Here is a 23,825-nt window from a genome sequence, read left to right on the forward strand (position 1 = left end):
TATGTATTTTTTTCATTTTACTTTTTCAGATGATGCGCTGCCCAATACCTGCGGACGGACAAGAGGGCCACCGATAGAAACCGTTCCCCGGTCGGAAATGGCAAAATCCTTGATATACGAAGTGCGCGGCTGTACTTTCGTGGAATCCCAGTGTGCATGGAAAATGTATTTCCAACTGCCGTCCTTGCAACGGAAGGGCGCTCCGTGTCCGGTGCCCATCAAGCCGTCGGAACGTTGCAGAATCGGGTTTCCCTCGTACTTCTTCCACGGTCCCGTCGGACTGTCCGAAGTGGCGTAGCCCACTCCGTAGTTCTTGCTTTCAAAGTGATTGGCCGAATAAACCAGATAATATACACCCTCTTTCTTCAAGATGGAAGGGCCTTCGGCAACCTTGGCGGGCTTGTCTTGCGAAAGCTCCCAAGGCTCTCCCACCTTAATGCACTCCGTCAGCGTTTCCTGCTTGATGCCGGTCAGATCATCGTTCATCTCTGCCACCCAAATGACGTTGCCATCCGTAAAACGCACGAAATAGAGGTAAGGCGTGCCGTCATCGTCGATGAAGAGAGAGGTATCGATACTCTTCTCATCCCATATCGGCTGCTTCACCTCCTGACGGAACGGGCCTTGGGGAGCATCTGCCGTTGCCACGCAGATATGCTCTTCGGTGGAATAAAACAGATAAAACTTCTTCTTCGATTCGATGTAGTAAACTTCCGGTGCCCAGAATCCCCACGTGCCGTAGGAGTCGGCAGCCGACAACGCCTGGCCTTCACGCGTCCAGTTTTTCAAGTCATCGGAAGAGAAGCAGGCAAAGCCTTCCCCTTCTACCGTACCTCCGGTGCCGTAGGCATAATACTTGCCTTCGTAAAGCATCACGTAGGGGTCGGCAATGGGCAGATAGTCCGATTCTACAACCGTCTTCTCCTTGCAGCCTGCAAAGCAAAGACAAAACAATAGCAGCAATATATAATTCTTTTTCATATCCATCTCTTATTTTACTATTTTGGGTGTCATATAGTCCTTGCTGATTCTCATGCAGTCCACACCGTCCACTTTCTCGAAAGAAACGTCACTGATGTACATGGCGCGCGGATGGATGCTACTCTTGTCCTTATGGGCATGGAAAACGATACGAAGCTTGCCCGCCTTGTCGGTGAAGGTGGCACTGTGCCCCACCCCAACCAGTTCTCCGGGTTTCTGCAGCAAGGGATTCTCCTCGTATTTGGTCCAGGTACCCATCAAATCGGTAGCTGTGGCGCAACCTATGCCGTAGAAAGGACTCTCATAGCTGTTGGCGGAATAGGTCATATAATAGAGTCCGTTGTGCTTGATGACAAACGGACCTTCATTCACGCGGGGCCACACTTCCTCCCATGCCTGAGAGACGTGGATGCAAGGGTGCATGGTCTCCTTCTTGATAGTCATGAGGTCTTTCTCCAATTCGGCCACCCAGATGTTGAGCCCGTCGTTGAAACGGTCGAAGAAGAGATAAGGCGTGCCGTCATCATCAATGAACAGAGAGTTGTCAATACATTTCTCATCGGCAATCATCGGTTCCTTCTTACTTTGGGTAAATGGTCCTGCAGGTGAGTCTGCTGTTGCCACACAGATATGCTCGTCTGCCGAGTAATACATATAGAACTTCCCGTTCACTTCGTAGACCTCCGGTGCCCAGAACCAGCGGTCGGCCCAGACATCCTTCTTCTGGAGCGCCACGCCCTTATACTTCCAAGTCTTCAAATCATCGGAGGTATAGACTTCGATGCCTTCATCCACATGGGTGCCATAGGCATAGTAAGTGCCATCGTGCAACATGATGAACGGGTCGCCCAAAAGCACCGGCGTTTCAACTCCTTCGACAACAATATCGTCCACATCCTTATAGTCTGAAGAGCAGGACTGGCAGGAAGCCAGCGTGACCAACAGAAACAGATACGTACATATAAAATTCTTTTTCATGATTCTTTCTTAAACAATTGTTATGATGATAAATATTTACTTTCAAGTAGATGTTCCGTTACACCCGTATATTGAACCCTATTCAGTCGTATACTGAATCCTATTCAATCGTATACTGAAATACATTCAGTCGTATACTGAATCACCCCCAGTCCATCACACCGATCCACAAGGAAATACAAGTACCGGCTTCTATATACATTTTTCATTACATATATACGGAACGGCACATCCCACGATTGCGTCTAATCGCGCCTCTGCCCTACATGATAATACAACGTACCACTATAAACCGGAGAACCGCCCTCCGAACAGAATCCGATGCGGGATGCAGGGTAGCGTATATCCAAAGCTCCCAGCTCTCTGCCGTCGACAAACAGATACAGTTTGTCTGCACGACGCACGGCACGGAAATTATAGGATTCCTTCCACAATTCATGTACACCTATCTTATAGATATGGCGTTCCAAATCCTCCGCCTCCTTGTTGATGAAGCGGATACCTTCTGCCTTTACCGGAGTAAAGGTACAATAATTATATGCAGGATGTTCTGCTATCCCCCTATCTTTGTTTTCTATCGGATGCCATTCGCCGCCATTCAGGTATTCTATGTCGAACTTGCCGAACATGTCATCCGCAAATTCGGATTTATTGCCTGCTTCGTGACGATTCAGGTAAAGTGTATCCAACCATGCAGGTGCGGCAAAACGATAACCTTTCTCAATGAAGTCGGTATACTTCACATCCGGATAGAGCGTTTGCAGGCATCCCAACGGGAATTCCTTCTTCCAGACAGTTTTCCCTTTCTTCACGGCTGTCACCTCAAGCATACGGGTGATGCCATCGAACTGAGCCTTCACATAGTTATCCTTATCCACATAAACCGGATAGCTTCCTGCCTTGTCTTGTCCGGACAAGCCGGACAACTGGAAGCTGAATTCATAATCGTTCAAGAAATCGCCCTTCAACAACTCCTCATTCTCCGAAAGCTGGAAATGCACATCATCGAAGCCGATGGTATAGGTAGCCCCTTCGAACAAGGCAGACTTTGTCTCGTCAAACACTCCGGGAACACCCGCTTCTTCCGCCGGAAGAGCCTCTGCAAAGACATGTTTTCCCGGTGTGGGAATCTCATCCAGCCAAATCTTCAGACAGCCACCATTACGCTCAATGCGCAGATGATGGTACACACCCCAACGGAAATCTTCAGGCAGGGCATAGGATTCCTTGTTTTCTTTACCGCCGACAAGTGTACGCAGGTACCAACTCCGGTTCCCGGCATCCAAACCTACATAGGCACAGTTATCTGCATCCTTCCACCAGGCAATGACGCCGGCTCCACCCTCGGTCTTGACTCCCGTCTCGAACAAGTAAGCCACGGACGGCTGTACCTCCTTCAACACACCGAACGAGGCTGTCTCGCCTTTGACCGCCAATGTGGGCATCGAAGGTTCGGGATGATAACCCGCCGTGCGGGGGCCGGTGATACCGTCCACAAACAAAGTCTTGTCGAAGAACTGGACACGGTTGATGTATTGCCCGCGGTGCTCATCGTTCTTGTTTGCCATATAAATCAGCCACCATTCAAATCCGTTGGGCCCCCTCAGGATATTGGGCTGGCCGGGAGTCATCAGAATATCGTCGGCAATGCCGTCTTTCATATCGAACAGAGAAACATCGAAGAATTGCGAACGTCCCTTGTTTGTTTCTACGGCAAGAAGATTCGCGCCTTCCTTCAAAGCAGCTCGCAGCTTCTTGTCCAGGTTTACGATGCAATAATCACGCCCCTGCTTCTCGTAGACAATTGTTCCGTTCAGATAAATCCGGGTATCTCCGTCGTGAGCGACACGCAGTGCCAGATTGCCGGTTTCGCTGCCGGCAGAGAAAGTCTTTCGCAACCATAGGGAGGGCGTATCCCACAAGGTGCCCAGATGCCGGGTTGTGGAACCTTTCACTTCACGCGACGAAAAGCCGGTCTCCCCCCTCGCCCAGCCGGAGTCATCGTAGGTCACTTTTGTCCAGTCGCCCTCCGGCTTGCTCTCCGTATAAGCAAACAACGGCTCATACGTGCAGCCATACCGCAATAAATCCACTTGCTTCTCCTCCAGTTGCGTCTGATTGCAGCCTACAACCGGATAGCTATATTTATTACCATTTTGAAAACCTAAAGGAGAGTCTGCCTCAGCAACTCCCAACTGATAATTGCCCCACTCTGTAGAGGTGTGGTTGGCATTATACATCATATAGTAGCGGTCTCTATACTTCATGACCCACGGTCCCTCCGCTACTCTGTTATCCATCGTTTCCCATGTATCCGGCAATGAGGCGAACTGGCACACCGGTTCGCCGGCAAATTCTGCCGGGTTCTTCATTTTACGTCCCCATATGGTATTTCCATCAGTAAAACGTACCATATACATGTATAGTTGTCCATCATCATCTCTGAATATTTTGGGGTCGATACGGTTATCCATCCATGTCTTCTTGTTCGGTTCTGTATAAGCGCCCAAGACATCTTTGCTCTGCGCATGTACAATGTGAACGGCATGCTTGTCCTTCCCCCAATAATTGACTGACCAGTACAAATGAAAATCACCGTTCAGATAGAACATGTCATTGGCATGAATCTGGTCATCTCCGGCTCCGCTGCCTCTGGTCCAGTCATTGTCCATGGATACGACATGGATAGGTTTCCCCCAATGAACCAGGTCATCGGATACATAGAAATCCCCGTTTGTACGGACCCCGCCAATATAATATTTGCCGTTATATTTCATTACGCCGGCATCCGCCACTCCCGGAAGTACCGGATTCTGGATGTTCTGCGCAAACAAGCTGCCGCAGCAAGCAAAAGCGAATGGTAATAGTAGTTTTTTACAGACAAGCATATGGTATAAGATTTAAGAAAGAAAAGGCTATGCCGGAAGCATCCTGAACGAGAACAGGCTTCCAGGCATAGCCTTCTTTAGTTATTAATAGTTCGGATTCTGAGTAAGATGTGCAACACCACCTACTGTGCTGTTTTCCACCTCATCTCTTGGAATAGGCAGACGTCTGTGCTTGCCGACAATAAAGTTATCAAAGTCTTTGTCACGAGCTTTCAGTTCATCAATTCCAGCCTGGGAATCAAGCAATCCCCAGCGCTTCAAGTCGGCCCAACGCCAACCTTCGAAACAGAGTTCCAAAGTACGTTCCATCTGCAGACGCTTGATAAAGGCATCTTTAGAGCTCAAGCAGTCTTTCCACTGACTGTCTTTCAACTTGGCCAGACCGGCACGTTCTCTCACCTTGTCCACATAAACAGCAGCATCGGCAGGATTAGTTCCCGTTTCAACAAGACATTCTGCGTAGTTCATCAGGATATCTGCGTAACGCATGATACGATAGTTGTTACGGGCAAAATAATCTTCTGCACTACGATAGTACGAAGTATTGTATTTACGGATATAGCAGTCTTCCGGATCAGTTCCCCAACCGTCATTCCAATCGGCATTTTCAAATCTATAGTAACTTTTCGGCTGGTCGGGGAAGTCTTGCGAAAATCCACGATAAAGGATGCTGCCGTACAAGCGCAAGTCATTCTTTCCATCCACACGTTTCTCTTTCAAGAACTCGTCTACCAACCAGCGGCGTGCCTTACCATCTCCCCAACCTATACCACTTGGAGCATAGAACTGAGTACGCTGGAAACCGAATGCCATACTGGCATCATTACCCGTACCACCCTTGTTCTGGTCATCGAACTGAATCTCAAAGATACCTTCCTTGTTGTTCTCGTTCAAGTCAGTGAAATTATCTTCACGATTGGCGATAAGACCGTATAAAGAGCCCTCTTTATCAATCAACCATTGCAATTGTTCCTTTGCCTTGTCATACTTATGCTGTTGCATATAGGCCTTGCCCAACAATGCCTTGGCAGCACCTTTGGTAGCACGTCCCAGATTGGCAGCATCCCAAGATTCCGGCAGATACTGCATGGCAAAAGTCAAATCTTTCTCTACCTGGTCCCATATTTCCTGCTCGGAAGCATCTTCCGGTATATAAGAATCATCTTTAGGCTCCAACGGCATAGTTCCTTTGTCCCACAACAGATTTACCTGAAAATACCACAATGCACGCAAGAAAGAAGCTTGTGCCAGTACCTGGTTTTTCGTCGTCTCATCCATTTCGATAGAAGGAACATGAGCCAACACCTGATTACAACGGAAAATACCTACATAGAAATGTTCCCAATGTATGTTGTTGCCTTCATAAAAATTATAGTTATTATAGAGAAAACGTGTCCAGTCGCCCAATTCAATCCAAGGAGAAGAACTCCATCCTTCGTCCGAAGTCAAATCATAGCGGAAAGAAAGCCAACGCATCCAAGTGCCTTCCTTATAGAAGAAGCTATAACAAGCATTGACACCGGCTGTCGCATCTTCCGGCTTATTCCAATAAGTATCATTAGTTGCTTCATTGGGATTATCAATATCCAATAAACTCGAACTGCATCCGGTGCACAAGGTCAAGGCACCTGCAAGCATTAATCCATAATATATCTTTTTCATAATTTATAAGCTGATTTATAAGTTAAAAGGTCAAATCCAATCCAAACATTACCGAACGGGTATTAGGATATGCAAAACTGTCCGTACCACTGTTCCAAACGGAATTCGCGCCCTTGAAGTCAGGATCCAAGCCGGAATATCCGGTGATAGTAATCAAATTGCTACCGGTAGCAAACAGACGGAGTTTCTCAACACCCAGGTTGGTCAGCCACTTCTGCTTGAAGTTATAACCGATAGAAATGTTCTTCATGCGGAAATAAGAGCCATTCTCCAAGAAACGGTCGGCATCACGGGAGTTACGGAAATCACCGTAAATGATACGCGGGGTATTGGAGTTAGGATTTACCTGGTAAGGTTCTTCACCCTTTTCAAAGCGAATATAGTTAGAGTTGTCTGCAAACAGACGTCCTTGCCAGCGGGATACGTTGTATATCTTATTGCCGAACTGACCATTCCACATCATACTGAAATCGAAGTTCTTCCACTCTGCATTGAATACTAATGACATTTGCATCTTGGCCCAGGGACTACCGCAATAATCACGGTCGGCATCAGTAATCTCTCCATCATCATTCAAGTCAAGGTATTTCACATCTCCCAATTGAGGACGCTTTCCCTCAATCATAATGGGGGTACCCGTAGATGTCACATAATTATCAATCTGCTTTTGTGTCTTGAAGATACCGTCTGTTTTTCTCAAATAAAATTCAGCCAAAGATCTGCCCGGTTTAGTTCTTGCCTGACCAGAATCAATATAATCTCTATTAGTACCATCACGACCCAAGCTCAATACTTCGTTATCCATAGTAGTCACATTCAGCAAAGCGCTATACCTAAAGTCCGAAATCTGATCTTTCCAACCAAGTGTAAACTCGAAGCCCTTGTTGCGCAAGCTGGCAGCATTTTTCCATGGAGAACCTCCTTGGTTACCGGTAGAAATGGCAATCGGAGTCTCTGCCAATACATCACTGGTCTTTGAGTTGTAATACTCTGCGCTGACAGTCAAGCGCTGGTTAAGGAAACTGGCATCAAAGCCTACATTCACCGTTTCTTTCGTTTCCCAAACAAGACCTGCATTCGCAAGTTTCACCTGAGTAGAACCCGGAACAATAGCACCTCCGAATACAGTTACAATACTCTGATTGATAGTTCCAATATAATCCCAATCGCCAATGGAAGAGTTACCAAGACGGCCCCAGTTACCTCTAATCTTCAAATCATTAATCCAAGGTACATCAAAGAATTCCTCTTTTGAAATTCTCCAGGCACCGGAGAATGATGGGAAATTACCCCAACGATTCTCCTTAGCCAGACGGGAAGTTCCGTCACGACGGAAGGTGGCAGTCAAATAGTATTTATCATCATAAATGTAGTTCGCACGTCCCAAATAAGAAATCATCGCATTTTCACTGATACTGTTTGTATTCTGCTGGTTGCTCTGTCCGGCATTCAATACGGTCAGGTAATCACCGTTACCCAACATCGGGAAGTTCAGACGGGAAGCCCACAAACCTTCCCACTCATGGTGCTGGTAAGTAGTACCGACTACAGCATCCACATGATGCTTGCCAAAATCCTTATTAAAGTTCAAAGTATGTTCAACCAGCATATTGTAAGTATTGTCACGTGCCTTCTGGCTTTCCGGGTCACGGTGTTCCTGGTTCTGAGTCCAGTTACCTTCTCCACGGAACCATGAATTCTCATAAAAGTAAAGGTCAATACCACCATTGAATTTATAGGAAAGGAATTCGAAAGGCTTGAATTCCAGCCATAAAGAACCATTCAAACGATTCTGACGGAAATGACGATATTCCAAATCTTCACGAGCAATCGGGTTCACACCAAAAGTATTGTATTTGGCAGCATCACCATAGCCATATCCACCCGGATTATTCTCATCATAAATAGGAATGGTAGGCATCATACGCAAAAAGTCATTGTAGGTATTTGTCTGGTTCGGGTCTGTGTTTGTAAGTGAATAAGCCAAGTTTTCACCAAAAGAGAACCAGCCCTTTTTACCTTGTGTATTGACACGGAAGCTATAACGGTCGAAAGTATTTCCATAAGAAACGCCATCATTGTTATAGTAACCGGCTGATACAAAATAACTACCGGAGTCTCCGCCACCGGAGAGTGATACGTTGTAGTCCTGCACCAATGCGGTCTTCAACACTTCATCCTGCCAATTGGTATCATACTGTGAGTGTTTCTGAGTGCTGTTTACAGTAGCAATGCCATCTTTGATAGCTTCATTATAAGCAATATCATTATACTTGATATATTCTGCCGCATTCATCAAATCAAATTTCGGGCTCCATTCCAATGTCTCCTTTACGCTTACATTCACTTTCATGGGACCTTTCGTACCTTTCTTGGTAGTAACGATAATCACACCATTGGCAGCACGCGAACCGTAAATGGCAGCAGCAGAAGCATCCTTCAAGATTTGAATAGATTCCGCATCGGCCGGATTGAAGTCAACGCCCGGATTGGTAATCATTCCATCGATGACCCACAACGGAGAGTTGTTGCTCAACGAGCCTACACCACGAATCTGAATATCGGCATCCTCGCCTGCACGCCCACTGCTGCGAACATTGACACCGGTTGCCAAGCCCTGCATCTGGCTCGCCAGTGTCCCTGCAGCGCTTTTCTTCATTTCCTTGGTATCAACAACGGCAACCGCTCCAGTCAAGTCGGATTTCTTCACAGTCTGATAACCGATGACAACCACTTCCTCCAGTGCTTTCGAATCATCTTTCATCACCACGCGCAAAGCAGTTCCCTTATAGGCGACTTCCTGCGTAAGCATACCGATATAAGAGAAAACGAGTGTACTTCCTTTCTTTCCACTCACTGAGAAATTACCATCAATATCGGTAATGGCACCCGTGGTAGTACCCTTCACCAATACATTCACGCCCACCAAAGGCTCACTATTTGCATCCGTCACCGTTCCCGTTATGGTCACATCTTGTGAATAAGCGGTAGCTGCAAACACAACAAAGAATAAGAATAAGATTTTCTTGATCATTTTTTATAGAATTAGATTTTAAAACTATGCGGAAACTAACGTCCGCCTTTTAAATACACCGCAGAAAGTGATTAGTCACTTCTGCCAATCATAGAACATTGATTAGGATTTGTTACGTCATAGGCATAGGGGGCATAGTATTATGATACTGTTGATTTTCGGATGCAAATATATCCGCATAAAGCTAAAATTAATGCAAATATCGCTTCAATCTATGCAATTATAAATCCAAAAAAATGCCTCTGAGGTGTCTCTCAGAGGCATTTGATTGGATTGTTATATTTAGCAAGCATTCCATGCTATCATTTCACGAAGTCTTTGGGCAGAATACCAAATTGTTTTTGGAAACACTTGGTAAAATAGGAAGGAGTATTGAAGCCGGTCATATAGCAAACCTCATTGATTTTACACTCCCCCTCCTTCAAAAGCTGCGCCGCTTTCTTCAGTCGTTCCAAGCGGATGTAGTCATTGGGAGTCATATCCAATATGCCCTTTATCTTCCGATTCAGGCTCGAACGGCTCATGTTCAGCAGGCTTGCCATATCATCCAGACAGAAATCCGGATTCTGCATATTGGCAACCACCACTTCCTTCAATGTTTTAAGGAAAGACTCATCTGCCTTTGTCATTGCCATACTGCCCGTCTGCACAAAAGGAGAATTGACAAAAGAAGCCCGTAGCTTCTCACGGTTATTCAGCAGATTGGCCACACAAACTTTCAGGTATTCCACGGAGAAAGGTTTCTCTATATATACGTCAGCCCCCAGCTTCATTCCCTCTATCTTGGCTTGAAGGGTCGTCTTCGCCGTAAGCAGGACAATCGGTATATGGCTACAATCAAGCTCGGACTTCAGATGCTCGCACAACTCCAGTCCGTCCATCTCGGGCATCATTATGTCTGAAATGACAAGATTTACGGTATGCTCTTTCAACACTTTCAAAGCTTCCACTCCGTTCATGGCAGTCAGCACACGATATTCCGAAGAGAACTGTTTTACAACAAATGCCTGCATCTCCGGGCTGTCTTCCACCACCAAAAGGGTATACCGGTGCTGTTCCAAGGCAGTACCTGCACCACTTTCCTCGGAGGGTTCCCCGCACGTTACCGGTTCTTTATGCTCTACGACCACCGTCTGCTCGTGCCTTAGTGGAAGTGACAGCAAGAAACAGTTGTTCTCCATCGAATCTTCCATGCACAACGTACCCTCATGGAACTCGGCCAATGAACGGGCAAGCGCAAGCCCGATACCGGTGCCGGGCACAGAGCGCAACGTACCGGTTTTATACTGGATGAACGGCTTGAAAATCTCCTCGCGCATCTCTGCCGGAATGACAAGGCCGTCATTGTATACGGAAAGCAGCAGTCTTTCACCTTCCGAATATAACCTGATGCGTATATAGGTCTCCGAATACTTTATCGCATTGGTCAGCAAATTGCTGATAATCTTGGTAAGCCCTTCCCTGTCAACCGAAGCATACAAGCTTTCGGGAGTCTCTATACTCAATGCCAGCCCCCTTTCACGTGCCAGGGGATTGAAGCGCTTATACGTCTTCTGCAAGAGCTCAGACACGTCACATTCCACAAAATTCAATTGGAAACCTTGTGTCTCTGTCTTCCGGAAGTCCAGCAACTGATTCACCAGATCGAGCAGCCGGTTGGTGTTCAACTCCATGGTCTCCAAATCATCCCTGATGTCATCCGAAACAGACTGGGAAGCCAGTACATTCTCAAGCGGGCTCTTTATCAGTGTAAGCGGAGTACGTATCTCGTGTGCTACATTCGTAAAGAAGTCTATCTTTGCAGTATACAACTCCCGCTCCTTTTCCCGCTCAAACTTGTCCATAGCCTGCTGGTGCTTCTGCCGGGTCCGTTTTCTGAAATAGATAACTATGCCAACCAGCGAACACAGCACCAATACCGCATAACCGACATACGCCCAAGTGGAAAGATAGAAAGGAGGACGGATATGGATGTCGAGCACACGTTCCGCCACGTTCCACTTGCCATCGCTATTGGAACCTTTTATACGCAATGTATAGCTTCCGTATGGAAGGTTTGAATAGTTGATGATAGAATTCCGTCCTACCGTATACCAGTCGCGGTCAAAGCCTTCCAGCTTACATTCAAGACCATTCATTTCGGGTGCCTGGTAACTCAGGGCCGCAACCTGGAAAGAGAAGGAATTCTGGTCGGCATCCAATTCTAACTCATCCGCATAGGTGATGCTCTTCTCCAAAGGAGAATCCGGACTGTCCACCGAAAGCCGTTTGTTGAACAGATAAAAATCTGTAATCACTACGGGAGGGAGAAAAGTGTTCTCCACAAAAGTTTCCGGGTCAAAGGCTATGAATCCGTTGATACTACCTAAATAGATGCGCCCCTTCTTGTCAATGTAACCGGACTGGAAATTGAACTGGTTGCTCAGCAGCCCGTTTGCCGTGGTATAGACATGTTTGCTCTCCGTATCGGGATTGAAGCAGACCAGGCCATAATTGGAAGTAATCCATAAGTTTCCCCGCTTGTCCTCGACCATCTTGTAGATGGTATTGCTCGGAAAACCTTTCGACATGTCATAACGGGTAAAGTTGTCCGTTTCCCGATTGTTGCGGCAAAAGCCCTCACCCAGCGTCGTGAACCACAAACGCTTCTTACTGTCTTCGTAGATACTGATGACCTTATTGTAGGAAAGAGAGGTCGAATCGTTCTCATTAGACAGATAGTTCCTCCACTGCCGACTTCTTACATTGTAGCAGAACACTCCATTAGAGAACGTGGCAAACCACAGATTCCCGTTGAAGTCCTCCAGAATGTCGTAAGTAAACAGATTCTTCAACTGAGGAATCCGGACAAAGTCGTCTGTGGAACGATTGTACTTCAACAGACCGGATGTAGTGCCTATCCACACGTCTCCCGTAGTAGTCCTGCAAATGGTGAAAGCGTCATTGGCGGCCATGGAATTCTCACTCTCACCCTTGGCATAATGTCTCACCTGCCCGGTAGGAAGATTTACCCGGTTCAAGCCACCGGAGAACGTACCTACCCACAAATCATCCCCGTCCAGGCAAAGGCCGTGAATATTCTGATAAATACCCGGATGCTCAAAGGGCACTATCTTTCCGTTTTCCGGATTGTAATTGAACAAGCCTTTGTCTTCGGTGCCTATCCACAAGGTGCCGTCATTGCTTTCACAGATTTCCCGTACACGACGGCCAAAATGCCTGAGATTGTCTCTTGGATAGAACTTCTCGAAATAAGTCCACTGATAAGGACAATAGTTCACTCCACCGAAATAAGACCCTATCCACATACCGTTCTCCTTGTCGCAGCAAAGCGAATAAATGGCTTTGTCCGACAATGCATACGAATCATCCTGGTCGGGAACGGTCAAATGGGTAATCTTGTCATTCGTCAGATTGTAAATATACAAACCGGACTCCGCACCCACCCACAGCTCGTCGTCAGACCTGAACTGCAAAGCCCTCACATAGGTGTCCAGCAGCTTCCGCGTCTTGCCTGTAGTCTGGTTTATCTCTGTCAACCCGTTCAGCGAAGCGATATATACGCAGTTATGGGGGCCGCTGACCTGCCAGTTGATAATGTCGTTCTTGAAAATCTCATTTCCTTCCGCATCCTTGAAAGGCTGCAGAGGAGTCTCAAAATCAGCTTTCGTATAGTAAAGATTATCCGCATACAAAGCCAGCCAACAAGTATTCCCATTCAGCCAGAAGCGGGTGACGTTGGGCAGTCCCGAATCATGCAGACGGTTCAGAAGTTTCCCTTCATCCAGTCTATAGCAGAACAGCCCTTGGTTTTCTACCGATATCCAGATATTGTCGTCCTCGTCACTTCCAATCATGGTGACAAAATCCCTGATAACACTGCCGCTATCACTGGCCTCATCGAAAGCGGTAAAGAAATCCAGTACGGGATCGTAAATAAAGACTCCTCCATCGGTACCAATCCAGATATTGCCCCGGCAGTCTTCATAGAGCGCAGTTATGAAGTTCTTTCCTAAACCGGAATTCTCCTTCTTGTAGACACGGAAAGACAATCCGTCATAACGGTTCAGACCGTCCTTGGTCCCAAACCACATAAAGCCTTTCCTATCCTGCAAAATCTGATACACGGTGTTCTGCGAAAGACCGTTCCGGATATCCATCGTTCTGAAATAGTAATGAACGGCATCCTGCGCACAGGCCGGTAACACCGCTCCCATGCACAGACTAAGGAAAATACTTATAATCAATCGTTTCATAACAACAATATGCTTTAAGCCCAACAACAATGATGAGTGACCGGCAATTTACGCCAATCACTCATCATTATGAAATTATTGCCCGGTTATTTTTTCAACGCATTGCAAATACGCGTATTTATCTCCTTCACACGCTTCTCATCCAGCTTTATCACCTTGCGGTCGTAAGTCATCAGACCGTTCACTTCCACCTCCACATCCGTGGTCTGTGTATAGACGGCTGCCGAGAAACCTCTTTTTATCATCTGATACAGCATATCGGCATATTTCACGTACTCATCAGTCACTTCTTTGGAAGAGTTGAACTGAACATATCCCCAATTGCGGTTCGGTTCCCAGATATGGTCTTTCAAGACAAGGCCGATGCCGCCATACTCACCCAAAACCGTGGCACGCTGTGCATCATACAGATACATTTCCGGTTGGGGATAGTTGTGGAGATCGAGCATGTCACCGCAAGTATAATGGTTACCGCCACTTGCCGGATTCACCAGGCGGGTCGGGTCATACTGTTTCGTCCATTCGGCTATCTCTACCGTCTTGAACTGTCCCCAAGCTTCGTTGAACGGTACCCATGTACCGATACACGGATAAGAGTAGAGACAATCCATTATTTCCTTCCATTCCTTGTGATAATAGGCTTCGGATTCGGCGGAGCGTTTCAGTTCTGTTCCGTCGAAATAGCGGCGGTTCTGCCATTCCGGATTACGGTCACCGCTCGGCATATCCTGCCATACGATGATACCCAAACGGTCACAATGTGTGTACCAACGTGCCGGTTCCACCTTGATATGCTTGCGAATCATATTGAAACCGAAATCTTTCGTCTTCTGTACATCATACAGCAAAGCCTCGTCTGTGGGAGCTGTATACAGTCCGTCGGGCCACCAACCCTGGTCCAGCGGTCCAAACTGGAACAAAGCCTCGTTATTCAGTTCCAGGCGTACGATGCCATCCGCGTCACGACGGGTGGAGTACTTACGCATGGCAGCATAGCTGTCCACCTTATCCACTACCTTGCCTCCACTTTTCAGAGTCACTTTCAGCGTATAAAGGAAGGGGGAATCCGGACTCCACAACTTGGCATTCCGGGGCATGGACACCTCCACCGGCTCTGCATTGATACTTTTGCCGGTGGCTACCAGTTGATTGCCGTCATACACATTCACTTCCAGAAGGTCTGATGGACATCCGGCATTCAGTTCAGCTTTCACCGTCAGCATGTTACGGTCAATATCGGGAGTGATACGGAGGTTCTCGATATGCTTTCCGGCAACCGGCTCCATCCATACCGTCTGCCAGATGCCGCTTACGGGAGTATACCAGATACCTTCCGGATTACTGACCTGCTTTCCACGAGGTTGAGGTCCTTTGTCCGTCGGGTCCCAAACCTTTACAACCAACTGATTGGCACCTTTGGCGGAAAGGGCGGCAGTAATGTCGAAGGAGAACGGGGTAAATCCACCCGTATGGCTGCCAACTTTCACATCATTCACCCACACGTCCGTTTTCCAGTCGACAGCGCCAAAGTGCAGCAGTACTTGTTTTCCTTTCCAGGAGGAAGGTACTTCAAAACTGCGCTGGTAGACCAGTTCCTGATTTTGATCGATTCTTTTTCCGACTCCGGACAAGGAGGATTCGATGGCGAAGGGAACAAGTATCTGCCCTTCGAACTCTGCCGGAAGATGCTCACCTTTATTTATAACGGTATAATTCCACAGTCCGTTCAAGTTCTTCCAGTCACTCCGTTCCATGATGGGACGAGGATATTCGGGCAACACATCCGCGGGATTAATCTGGGATGCCCAGTCCGTTTTGATTTTATCACCTGCCGGCTTCCATTGCGCCGAGCTTCCGATTGCAAACAACGTCAAGAATGACGATATGAGGAAAAGTCTTCTCATTGTATTATAACTTTTTATTGGTTTCTACGAAAGCAAAGATAAGCCGATTCTGAAAAAAAGAATAGAAATTTCGAGCCAATAAATGCCACATTTATCCCTTCTGACGCTTAAAACTTCCGGATTATCCTAAATTTGCAGGTTCCAGGCAGGGACAACGGAAAGCTGTTTGTTCTTCATCCACTCAAAATTTATGTATCACTGATTAAAAGGCAAACAAAGGAATGAATTGCTACGGAGTAACACGCTTGCGGACGTGACAACGAGGAATAAATTCTTTTTGTTGTCGTAAAGAAATTGATAATAAAGTTACCAGACAAATGCTTTCTTAATTATCCCACCGTCATTTAAATTCTTTAACCATTACAGGATATTTCATCCGGAGTCTCCCCTCACACACATTGAGAACAGACAAGTATTCTGTAAGATAACACATGACGAAACCGCAACTTTTTAGTAACTTTGCACAGTTTTAAATTACACGGAACGAATGGAGTTTAAGTATGACATTATTGTAATCGGTGCCGGACATGCCGGATGCGAGGCAGCAGCTGCTGCCGCAAACCTCGGTTCAAAGACCTGTCTCATCACAATGGATATGAACAAAATCGGTCAGATGAGTTGCAATCCGGCAGTGGGAGGCATCGCCAAAGGACAAATAGTACGCGAAATAGATGCTCTGGGAGGATATACGGGCCTGGTGACAGACCAGACAGCCATACAGTTCCGTATACTGAACCGCTCCAAAGGCCCTGCCATGTGGAGCCCGCGCGCACAGTGCGACCGCAACAAATTCATCTGGGCATGGAGAGATATTCTGGAGAACATCCCCAATCTGCATATCTGGCAGGATACCGTGCAGGAAATCCTCGTTGAAAACGGTGAGATTACGGGAGTAGTGACCCTCTGGGGAGTAACGTTCCGTGCCAAATGTGTAGTACTCACCGCAGGCACTTTCCTCAACGGACTGATGCACGTGGGGCGCACTATGCTTCCGGGCGGACGCATGGCAGAACCTGCATCCTACCAATTAACCGAGTCCATCGCCAAACATGGCATCACATTCGGACGCATGAAGACGGGAACCCCCGTACGCATAGACGGACGCAGCGTGCATTATGAGGATATGGAAATCCAAGACGGAGAATGCGACTTCCACAAATTCTCGTTCATGAACACCGGCATACGCCACCTCAAACAGCTTCCATGCTGGACTTGCTTCACCAACGAAGAATCGCACCGCATCCTTCGCGAAGGGCTCCCCGATTCTCCCCTTTTCAACGGACAGATTCAAAGTATCGGTCCGCGTTACTGTCCCAGCATAGAAACCAAGATTGTGACCTTTCCCGACAAACCGCAGCACCAGCTTTTTCTGGAGCCCGAAGGAGAAACAACCCAAGAACTCTACCTGAACGGATTCTCTTCTTCATTGCCCATGAGCATCCAGATTGCGGCGTTGAAAAAGATACCGGCATTCAGAGATTTGGTCATCTACCGCCCCGGCTATGCCATCGAATACGACTTCTTTGACCCTACGCAACTGAAGCATACGCTGGAGACGAAGAAAATAAAGAATCTGTTCTTTGCCGGACAAGTAAACGGAACTACCGGTTACGAGGAAGCTGCCGGACAAGGAATCATGGCAGGTATCAACGCCCACATCAATTGCCACGGCGGAGAACCGTTTGTCCTAGCAAGGGATGAAGCATATATCGGTGTTTTAATCGATGACCTGGTAACAAAAGGCGTGGACGAGCCTTACCGCATGTTTACTTCCCGTGCCGAATATCGCATCCTCCTCCGTATGGACGATGCCGACATGCGCCTCACGGAAAAAGCATGGAAGTTGGGACTCGCCAAGGAAGACCGCTACAGACTGCTGACAGAAAAGCGTGAAGCCGTGAACCGAATCATAGACTTCACACGGAACTATTCGATGAAACCGGCATTAATCAATCCGGCATTGGAACAGCTTGGCACTACTCCACTGCGCCAAGGATGCAAACTGATTGATTTGATAAACCGGCCGCAAGTAACGATTGATAATATTGCCGAACACGTCAACGCCTTTAAGCGGGAACTGGATAAAATATCCGACAGAAAGGAAGAAATTGTAGAAGCAGCAGAAATACTTATCAAATACGAGGGGTACATCGGACGCGAACGGATTATTGCGGATAAGCTGGCAAGACTGGAAAGCATCAAAATAAAAGGGAAGTTTGACTATAACTCCATCCAGTCCCTCTCCACCGAAGCCAGACAGAAGCTGATGAAGATCGACCCAGAAACAATAGCCCAGGCAAGCCGCATTCCGGGAGTATCTCCAAGCGACATCAACGTACTGCTGGTGCTTTGCGGACGATAGGAGGCAAAGTTCCACGTGAAACAAAGAATTCAACAAACGTATTAAATAAACTGATTATGAGCAAAGAAACACTCGCCAAAAGCATTCGGGAAATACCCGACTTCCCCATCCCGGGAATTCTATTCTACGATGTAACCACCCTGTTCAAGGAACCTGCCGCCTTGCAGGAACTTTCGGACACGCTGTACGAGATGTACAAGGACAAAGGAATAACCAAAGTAGCAGGTATCGAATCAAGAGGTTTCATTATGGGACCAATTCTCGCCACCAGACTGGGGGCAGGTTTCGTTCCCATCCGCAAACCGGGAAAGCTGCCAGCAGAAACCATTGAGGAAAGCTATGACAAAGAATACGGCAAAGACACCATACAGATGCACAAGGATGCCATCACCGAAGACGATGTAGTATTGCTGCACGACGACTTGCTGGCAACCGGCGGAACAATGGAAGCAGCCTGCAAGCTGGTGAAACAGACAAATCCCAAGAAAACTTATGTAAACTTCATCATCGAGCTGAAAGACCTCCACGGGAGAGAAGTGTTCGGCAAGGATGTAGAGGTAGAGACGGTGCTTTCATTATAAGCAAATCGTCTCCCTAAGCCATCTCCAATTTTCCTCCTTCCGGAAGGAGGGAAACCAAAGGACGGGATAGAACAATCATGGAGAACAAGAAATCAAAATCAGGTTATAGATACAAGATAATTTATGGAAAGCAGTTCTGAATTACGAACCAACGACTACCTCAAAGGGATTGTATCCAACCTTCCCGAAAGCCCCGGTATTTACCAATATCTGAATACTGAAGGAACCATCATATACGTAGGAAAGGCCAAAAACCTGAAGCGAAGAGTATCCTCCTACTTCAACCGCGAGCACGAACCGGGAAAGACACGGGTATTGGTAAGCAAGATTGCAGATATTCGGTATATCGTGGTGAATACGGAAGAAGACGCGCTGTTGCTGGAAAACAATCTTATCAAGAAATACAAGCCACGCTACAACGTGCTGTTGAAAGACGACAAAACATATCCCAGCATCTGCGTGCAGAACGAATACTTTCCACGCGTATTCAGAACCCGGAAGATAATCCGTAACGGCTCCTCCTATTATGGCCCTTACAGCCATATACCTTCCATGTACGCATTACTCGACCTCATCAAGCACCTGTACCCTTTGCGTACATGCCACCTGAACCTCTCTCCGGAGAACATACGTGCCGGAAAGTTCAATGTCTGCCTGGAATATCACATCAAGAACTGTGCAGGACCCTGCATCGGCAGACAAAGTCAGGAGGAGTATCTGAAAAACATCGCTGAAATCAAGGAAATACTCAAAGGGAATACCCAGGAGATAGAACGGATGCTTTTCCAACAAATGCAGGAACTGGCAGCCGAAATGAAGTTTGAAGAAGCACAGAAGATAAAGGAGAAATACCTGCTGCTTGAAAACTACCGGGCGAAATCGGAAGTGGTAAGTAACGTGCTGCACAATATCGACGTATTCTCCATCGAAGAAGACAGTGACGGGAAGTCTGCTTTTATCAATTACCTGCACATCACGAACGGTGCCATCAACCAGGCTTTCACCTTCGAATATAAGAAGCGGCTGAACGAGACCAAAGAAGAACTGCTCTCACTCGGCATCATCGAAATGCGGGAGAGGTACAAAAGCCTTTCGCGCGAAATCATCGTGCCTTTTGAGCTGGATATGGAACTGAAAGACGTCGTTTTCACCATCCCGCAACGGGGAGACAAAAAGAAACTGCTGGAACTCTCCATCCTCAACGTGAAGCAGTACAAAGCCGACCGTCTGAAACAAGCCGAAAAATTGAATCCGGAACAACGGACCGTACGTCTGCTGAAAGAGATACAGCAAGAGCTGCACCTGGACCGCCTGCCCATGCAGATAGAATGCTTCGACAACTCCAATATCCAAGGTTCCGACCCCGTGGCCGGGTGCGTGGTCTTCGTCAAGGGGAAACCTTCCAAGAAAGATTACCGCAAGTACAATATCAAGACCGTAGAGGGGCCGGACGACTATGCTTCCATGAAAGAAGTCGTAAAACGGCGCTATCAGCGCGCCATAGAAGAGAAAGCTCCCCTGCCCGACCTCCTTATCACCGACGGCGGGAAAGGGCAAATGAACGCCGTAAAAGAGGTGATGGACGAACTTGGTCTGAACATCCCCATCGCCGGACTTGCCAAGGATGGCAAACACCGCACTTCCGAGCTGCTGTACGGCTTCCCTCCCCAAACCATCGGATTGAAACAGAACACCCCCCTCTTCCGGTTGCTGACGCAGATTCAGGATGAAGTACACCGCTTTGCCATCACCTTCCACCGCGACAAACGCAGCAAACGGCAGATAGCCTCTGCACTGGACGAGATAAAAGGCATCGGAGAAAAGACAAAAAGTGCGTTGCTCAAGGAGTTCAAAAGCGTGAAGCGTATCCGCGAAGCATCTGCCCAAGAGCTGGCAACCGTAGTGGGAGAAGCAAAGGCAAGAATCATACAGACCTATTTTTCGGAAAAATAAGCACTGATTTACAGCGTATTGAGCAGCCATTATCAGACACTGGTGTTCAAGCGGACAAACACTGGTGTTCAAGCGGACAGACACTGGCGTCTGAGACGACAAAGTCCAGTATCTGTCAAAACGCCTGATAATGCTCACGGTTATTTCATTCAAAGGCTGTTTCATTTAAAGGAGGTAAAGGGAGTTATCGCCCTTCGGGCTCAGGAGTTAAGCCGATACTTCTGCAAGTACATACGCAAGAGTACCGACTCTAACTTCTTTAGCTCCTGACGGAGCGAAGTGATAGATCCTCTAACTGCTGCAAATGAAAAAGCCGCGGATAATGCCTGATAAATCGGCCCGTAAAGCCATGTACGCAACGAATTAATTCGTAACTTTGTTGCCTCAAAAAGACAAGAAAAACATGAGAGTAGTGATACAACGTGCCGGACACGCTTCCGTCACCATCAACGGAACCTGCAAAGCCTCCATCGGAAAGGGCCTCATGATACTCGTAGGCATCGAAGAATCCGATGGAAAGGAAGATATCGACTGGCTCTGCAAGAAGATAGTCAACCTGCGCGTTTTCGATGACGAAAACGGCGTAATGAACAAGTCCATTCTTGATACAGGCGGCGACATACTGGTCATCAGCCAGTTCACCCTCCACGCCTCCACCAGGAAAGGCAACCGTCCCTCCTACATACGGGCGGCACGGCCGGAAATATCCGTGCCGCTGTACGAACAATTCTGCAGAGAACTGAGTCTGGCTTTAGGTAAAGAAATAGGTACCGGCGAATTTGGCGCCGACATGAAGGTAGAACTGATGAACGATGGCCCCGTGACCATCTGTATGGATACAAAAAACAAGGAATAATGACGCTAGAAGAAGCACAGAAACAAGTGGATTCCTGGATAAAGGAATACGGAGTACGCTATTTCAGCGAACTCACCAACATGGCCATCCTGACCGAAGAGGTGGGCGAACTGGCCCGTGTCATGGCCCGCAAGTATGGAGACCAGTCCTTCAAGGAGGGAGAAAAAGACAACCTCGACGATGAAATGGCAGACGTTCTCTGGGTACTTCTCTGCATTGCGAACCAGACCGGAGTGAACCTTACCGAAGCCTTTCACCGCAACCTCGAGAAGAAAACCGGACGTGACCGGACAAGACATATCAATAACCCGAAATTGAAAGATTATGGAGAAAAATGAGCCTACCCAAAGCAAGTACGATGCCGCCCTGGCAAAGTACAACACCCAGCTGGATGATGCGGAAATAGCCGCACAAACAGCCGCCATCATCGAAGAAAAAGTACCGGAAAACAATACACCGGAAGTGAAAAAGTTCCTGTTCAACTGCATCGACCTCACTACCCTGAAGAGTGAAGACAGCGACGAAAGCGTCATGAAGTTCACCCAGAAAGTGAACAGGTTCGACGAAGAGTTCCCCGACCTGAAGAACGTGGCAGCCATCTGCGTATACCCCAATTTCGCAGAAGTCGTAAAAGACACATTGGAAGTGGAAGATGTAAAAATCGCCTGCGTATCGGCCGGTTTCCCCTCCTCCCAGACTTTCGTCGAAGTGAAAGTGGCAGAAACCGCCATGGCCCTGATGGAAGGCGCCGACGAGATAGACATCGTCATTTCGGTGGGCAAGTTCCTGGCAGGCGACTACGAAAGCATGTGCGAGGAGATACAGGAGCTCAAGGCTACCTGCAAGGAGCACCACATGAAGGTAATCCTCGAAACCGGAGCCTTGAAAACGGCTTCGAACATCAAGAAAGCCTCTATCCTTTCCATGTATTCGGGTGCCGATTTCATCAAAACCTCCACCGGCAAGCAGCAGCCTGCAGCTACACCGGAGGCCGCTCTGGTCATGTGCCAGGCCATCAAGGAATATCACGAGCTGACGGGTATCAAGGTAGGCTTTAAGCCTGCAGGAGGAATCAACTGCGTGAATGACGCACTGATTTACTACACTATCGTCAAGGAAGTGCTCGGCGAAGAATGGCTGAACAACGAACTGTTCCGCTTGGGAACCAGCCGTCTTGCCAACCTGCTGCTTTCGGAAATCAAGGGTGAAGAGATGAAATTCTTCTAAGAAGAAGCTGCATCTACCTATGAATAAAGCCTGACGGATTGGATTCCATCAGGCTTTATCATTATCATCGGCCGGAAACAGCTCCGTCATTTCTCCCGCTCCACCACATAGTCCAGATACCCGGCAAGCGCCGCCTTCACCTCCGTATCGGGCAAAGAAGCCAGCAAAGAAAGAGCCTTTTCCTTATATTCATACATCACTTGCGAGGCATACTCTATACCACCATGCTGTTTGGTAAATTCGATTAAATGGGCTATTTCATCCGTCGTTGCCTCCCCGTTCTTTATCTTCACGGCTATCTCTTCCGCTGTTTTATCCTTCACGGTATTGAGTACATGGAGCGTGGGCAGAGTCAACTTCCCTTCCACCATATCATTTCCGGTAGGCTTGCCTATCTCCTTGCTCTCGGAGTAATCGAAAATATCATCCTTTATCTGAAAGCAAAGCCCGATATATTCACCGAACAGACGTACAGATTCCGCCATTTCATCGCCGGCTCCCACCGAAAGAGCTCCCGCCTTCGTACAAGCCGCAAAAAGCACGGCCGTCTTCTTGCGGATAACGTCGAAATAGACATCCTCGGAGAAATGGAGATTGCTGACATTGGAGAGCTGCAGAAGCTCACCATCCGCCAAGTCCTGCCCCAGACAGGAGACAATGTCAATGATGTCATGATTACGGGTCATGCCCACTTGCACCAACGCTGTTGCAAGCAGATAATCGCCTGCCAGCACGGCTACCTTATTATTGAAAACGGCATTAACGGAGAGTTGTCCACGGCGTTCAGTACTTTCGTCCACTACATCATCGTGCACAAGGCTTGCATTATGAAGAAGTTCCAGCGCAACCGCAGCATGCAGGGTTGCAGGACATACCCTACCAAAAAGCTTCGCAGCCAGAAGCACCAGAATGGGGCGCATCATCTTTCCATTCTTCTGCCGGATATGCGCAATCACGCTGTTCAGCAAAAGGTTGGAACTGGTGAGGGCACTTTCAAAAAGTTTCTTGAAGTCCTCCAATTCCTCAGAAATCGGAGATTGTATAAGTGATGAGTAGTCCATGCATCTCTATTTGCCCACAAAAATAGTAATAAAACGGTTAATACGGTATTTTTTTGTACTTTTACCATGAAAAAAAAGGATT

Annotated in this window: 14 protein-coding genes; 6 read left to right on the top strand and 8 right to left on the bottom strand. The window is 47.5% G+C overall.

The annotated features are described in order from the left end of the window. Positions 1–12: 12 nt before the first annotated feature. The 7 genes from HU824_RS08755 to HU824_RS08785 all read right to left on the bottom strand — a co-directional run bounded on the left by HU824_RS08755 (position 13) and on the right by HU824_RS08785 (position 15,703). Positions 13–987, bottom strand: coding sequence for a glycoside hydrolase family 43 protein (locus tag HU824_RS08755; RefSeq protein ID WP_176468624.1), 975 nt, complete (start codon positions 985–987; stop codon positions 13–15). Positions 988–990: 3 nt separating this feature from the next. After that, positions 991–1,959, bottom strand: a complete 969-nt coding sequence (locus HU824_RS08760; RefSeq protein WP_176468625.1) for a glycoside hydrolase family 43 protein — start codon at positions 1,957–1,959, stop codon at positions 991–993. Positions 1,960–2,204: 245 nt separating this feature from the next. Further along, positions 2,205–4,847 carry a family 43 glycosylhydrolase gene (locus HU824_RS08765; protein WP_176468626.1) on the bottom strand — a complete coding sequence of 881 codons (2,643 nt, stop codon included), beginning with the start codon at positions 4,845–4,847 and terminating at the stop codon, positions 2,205–2,207. Positions 4,848–4,931: 84 nt separating this feature from the next. Continuing rightward, a complete protein-coding gene (locus HU824_RS08770; RefSeq protein ID WP_176468627.1) occupies positions 4,932–6,509 on the bottom strand; it encodes a RagB/SusD family nutrient uptake outer membrane protein in 1,578 nt (525 codons plus the stop codon). Positions 6,510–6,531: 22 nt separating this feature from the next. Beyond that, complete coding sequence (locus HU824_RS08775; RefSeq protein ID WP_176468628.1) at positions 6,532–9,543, bottom strand: TonB-dependent receptor; 3,012 nt, start codon at positions 9,541–9,543, stop codon at positions 6,532–6,534. Positions 9,544–9,845: 302 nt separating this feature from the next. After that, complete coding sequence (locus HU824_RS08780; RefSeq protein ID WP_176468629.1) at positions 9,846–13,799, bottom strand: hybrid sensor histidine kinase/response regulator transcription factor; 3,954 nt, start codon at positions 13,797–13,799, stop codon at positions 9,846–9,848. Positions 13,800–13,885: 86 nt separating this feature from the next. After that, positions 13,886–15,703, bottom strand: coding sequence for a glycoside hydrolase family 2 protein (locus HU824_RS08785; RefSeq protein WP_176468630.1), 1,818 nt, complete (start codon positions 15,701–15,703; stop codon positions 13,886–13,888). A gap of 487 nt (positions 15,704–16,190) precedes the next feature. Here HU824_RS08785 and mnmG point away from each other — a divergent pair, with 487 nt between their 5' ends. The 6 genes from mnmG to deoC all read left to right on the top strand — a co-directional run bounded on the left by mnmG (position 16,191) and on the right by deoC (position 22,682). Next, positions 16,191–18,065, top strand: coding sequence for a tRNA uridine-5-carboxymethylaminomethyl(34) synthesis enzyme MnmG (mnmG, locus tag HU824_RS08790; protein ID WP_176468631.1), 1,875 nt, complete (start codon positions 16,191–16,193; stop codon positions 18,063–18,065). A gap of 56 nt (positions 18,066–18,121) precedes the next feature. Beyond that, a complete protein-coding gene (locus HU824_RS08795; RefSeq protein WP_168354252.1) occupies positions 18,122–18,646 on the top strand; it encodes an adenine phosphoribosyltransferase in 525 nt (174 codons plus the stop codon). A 123-nt stretch (positions 18,647–18,769) separates the two neighbouring features. Further along, positions 18,770–20,599 carry an excinuclease ABC subunit UvrC gene (uvrC, locus tag HU824_RS08800; protein ID WP_176468632.1) on the top strand — a complete coding sequence of 610 codons (1,830 nt, stop codon included), beginning with the start codon at positions 18,770–18,772 and terminating at the stop codon, positions 20,597–20,599. A 403-nt stretch (positions 20,600–21,002) separates the two neighbouring features. Beyond that, positions 21,003–21,455 (top strand): D-aminoacyl-tRNA deacylase, encoded by a 453-nt coding sequence (gene dtd, locus HU824_RS08805; protein WP_136008764.1) that lies wholly within the window; start codon positions 21,003–21,005, stop codon positions 21,453–21,455. Next, on the top strand, positions 21,455–21,793 hold the full coding sequence (locus HU824_RS08810; RefSeq protein ID WP_176468633.1) for a nucleotide pyrophosphohydrolase: 339 nt from the start codon (positions 21,455–21,457) through the stop codon (positions 21,791–21,793). Before dtd ends, HU824_RS08810 begins: the two co-directional genes overlap by 1 nt. After that, positions 21,780–22,682 (top strand): deoxyribose-phosphate aldolase, encoded by a 903-nt coding sequence (gene deoC, locus HU824_RS08815; RefSeq protein WP_176468634.1) that lies wholly within the window; start codon positions 21,780–21,782, stop codon positions 22,680–22,682. Before HU824_RS08810 ends, deoC begins: the two co-directional genes overlap by 14 nt. 86 nt (positions 22,683–22,768) lie before the next feature. On the opposite strand, the gene HU824_RS08820 is transcribed toward deoC, so the two are convergent. Beyond that, positions 22,769–23,743 (bottom strand): polyprenyl synthetase family protein, encoded by a 975-nt coding sequence (locus HU824_RS08820; protein ID WP_176468635.1) that lies wholly within the window; start codon positions 23,741–23,743, stop codon positions 22,769–22,771. Between the last annotated feature and the right edge of the window lie 82 nt (positions 23,744–23,825).

Origin of the sequence: Bacteroides sp. L10-4 (genome assembly GCF_013373675.1) — a bacterium.
Classification (GTDB): Bacteria; Bacteroidota; Bacteroidia; order Bacteroidales; family Bacteroidaceae; genus Bacteroides; species Bacteroides muris.

Coding starts and splice junctions, on each gene's coding strand:
- HU824_RS08755 (WP_176468624.1), bottom strand. CDS start 987: ATGGATATGAAAAAGAATTATATATTGCTGCTATTGTTTTGTCTTTGC.
- HU824_RS08760 (WP_176468625.1), bottom strand. CDS start 1,959: ATGAAAAAGAATTTTATATGTACGTATCTGTTTCTGTTGGTCACGCTG.
- HU824_RS08765 (WP_176468626.1), bottom strand. CDS start 4,847: ATGCTTGTCTGTAAAAAACTACTATTACCATTCGCTTTTGCTTGCTGC.
- HU824_RS08770 (WP_176468627.1), bottom strand. CDS start 6,509: ATGAAAAAGATATATTATGGATTAATGCTTGCAGGTGCCTTGACCTTG.
- HU824_RS08775 (WP_176468628.1), bottom strand. CDS start 9,543: ATGATCAAGAAAATCTTATTCTTATTCTTTGTTGTGTTTGCAGCTACC.
- HU824_RS08780 (WP_176468629.1), bottom strand. CDS start 13,799: ATGAAACGATTGATTATAAGTATTTTCCTTAGTCTGTGCATGGGAGCG.
- HU824_RS08785 (WP_176468630.1), bottom strand. CDS start 15,703: ATGAGAAGACTTTTCCTCATATCGTCATTCTTGACGTTGTTTGCAATC.
- mnmG (WP_176468631.1), top strand. CDS start 16,191: ATGGAGTTTAAGTATGACATTATTGTAATCGGTGCCGGACATGCCGGA.
- HU824_RS08795 (WP_168354252.1), top strand. CDS start 18,122: ATGAGCAAAGAAACACTCGCCAAAAGCATTCGGGAAATACCCGACTTC.
- uvrC (WP_176468632.1), top strand. CDS start 18,770: ATGGAAAGCAGTTCTGAATTACGAACCAACGACTACCTCAAAGGGATT.
- dtd (WP_136008764.1), top strand. CDS start 21,003: ATGAGAGTAGTGATACAACGTGCCGGACACGCTTCCGTCACCATCAAC.
- HU824_RS08810 (WP_176468633.1), top strand. CDS start 21,455: ATGACGCTAGAAGAAGCACAGAAACAAGTGGATTCCTGGATAAAGGAA.
- deoC (WP_176468634.1), top strand. CDS start 21,780: ATGGAGAAAAATGAGCCTACCCAAAGCAAGTACGATGCCGCCCTGGCA.
- HU824_RS08820 (WP_176468635.1), bottom strand. CDS start 23,743: ATGGACTACTCATCACTTATACAATCTCCGATTTCTGAGGAATTGGAG.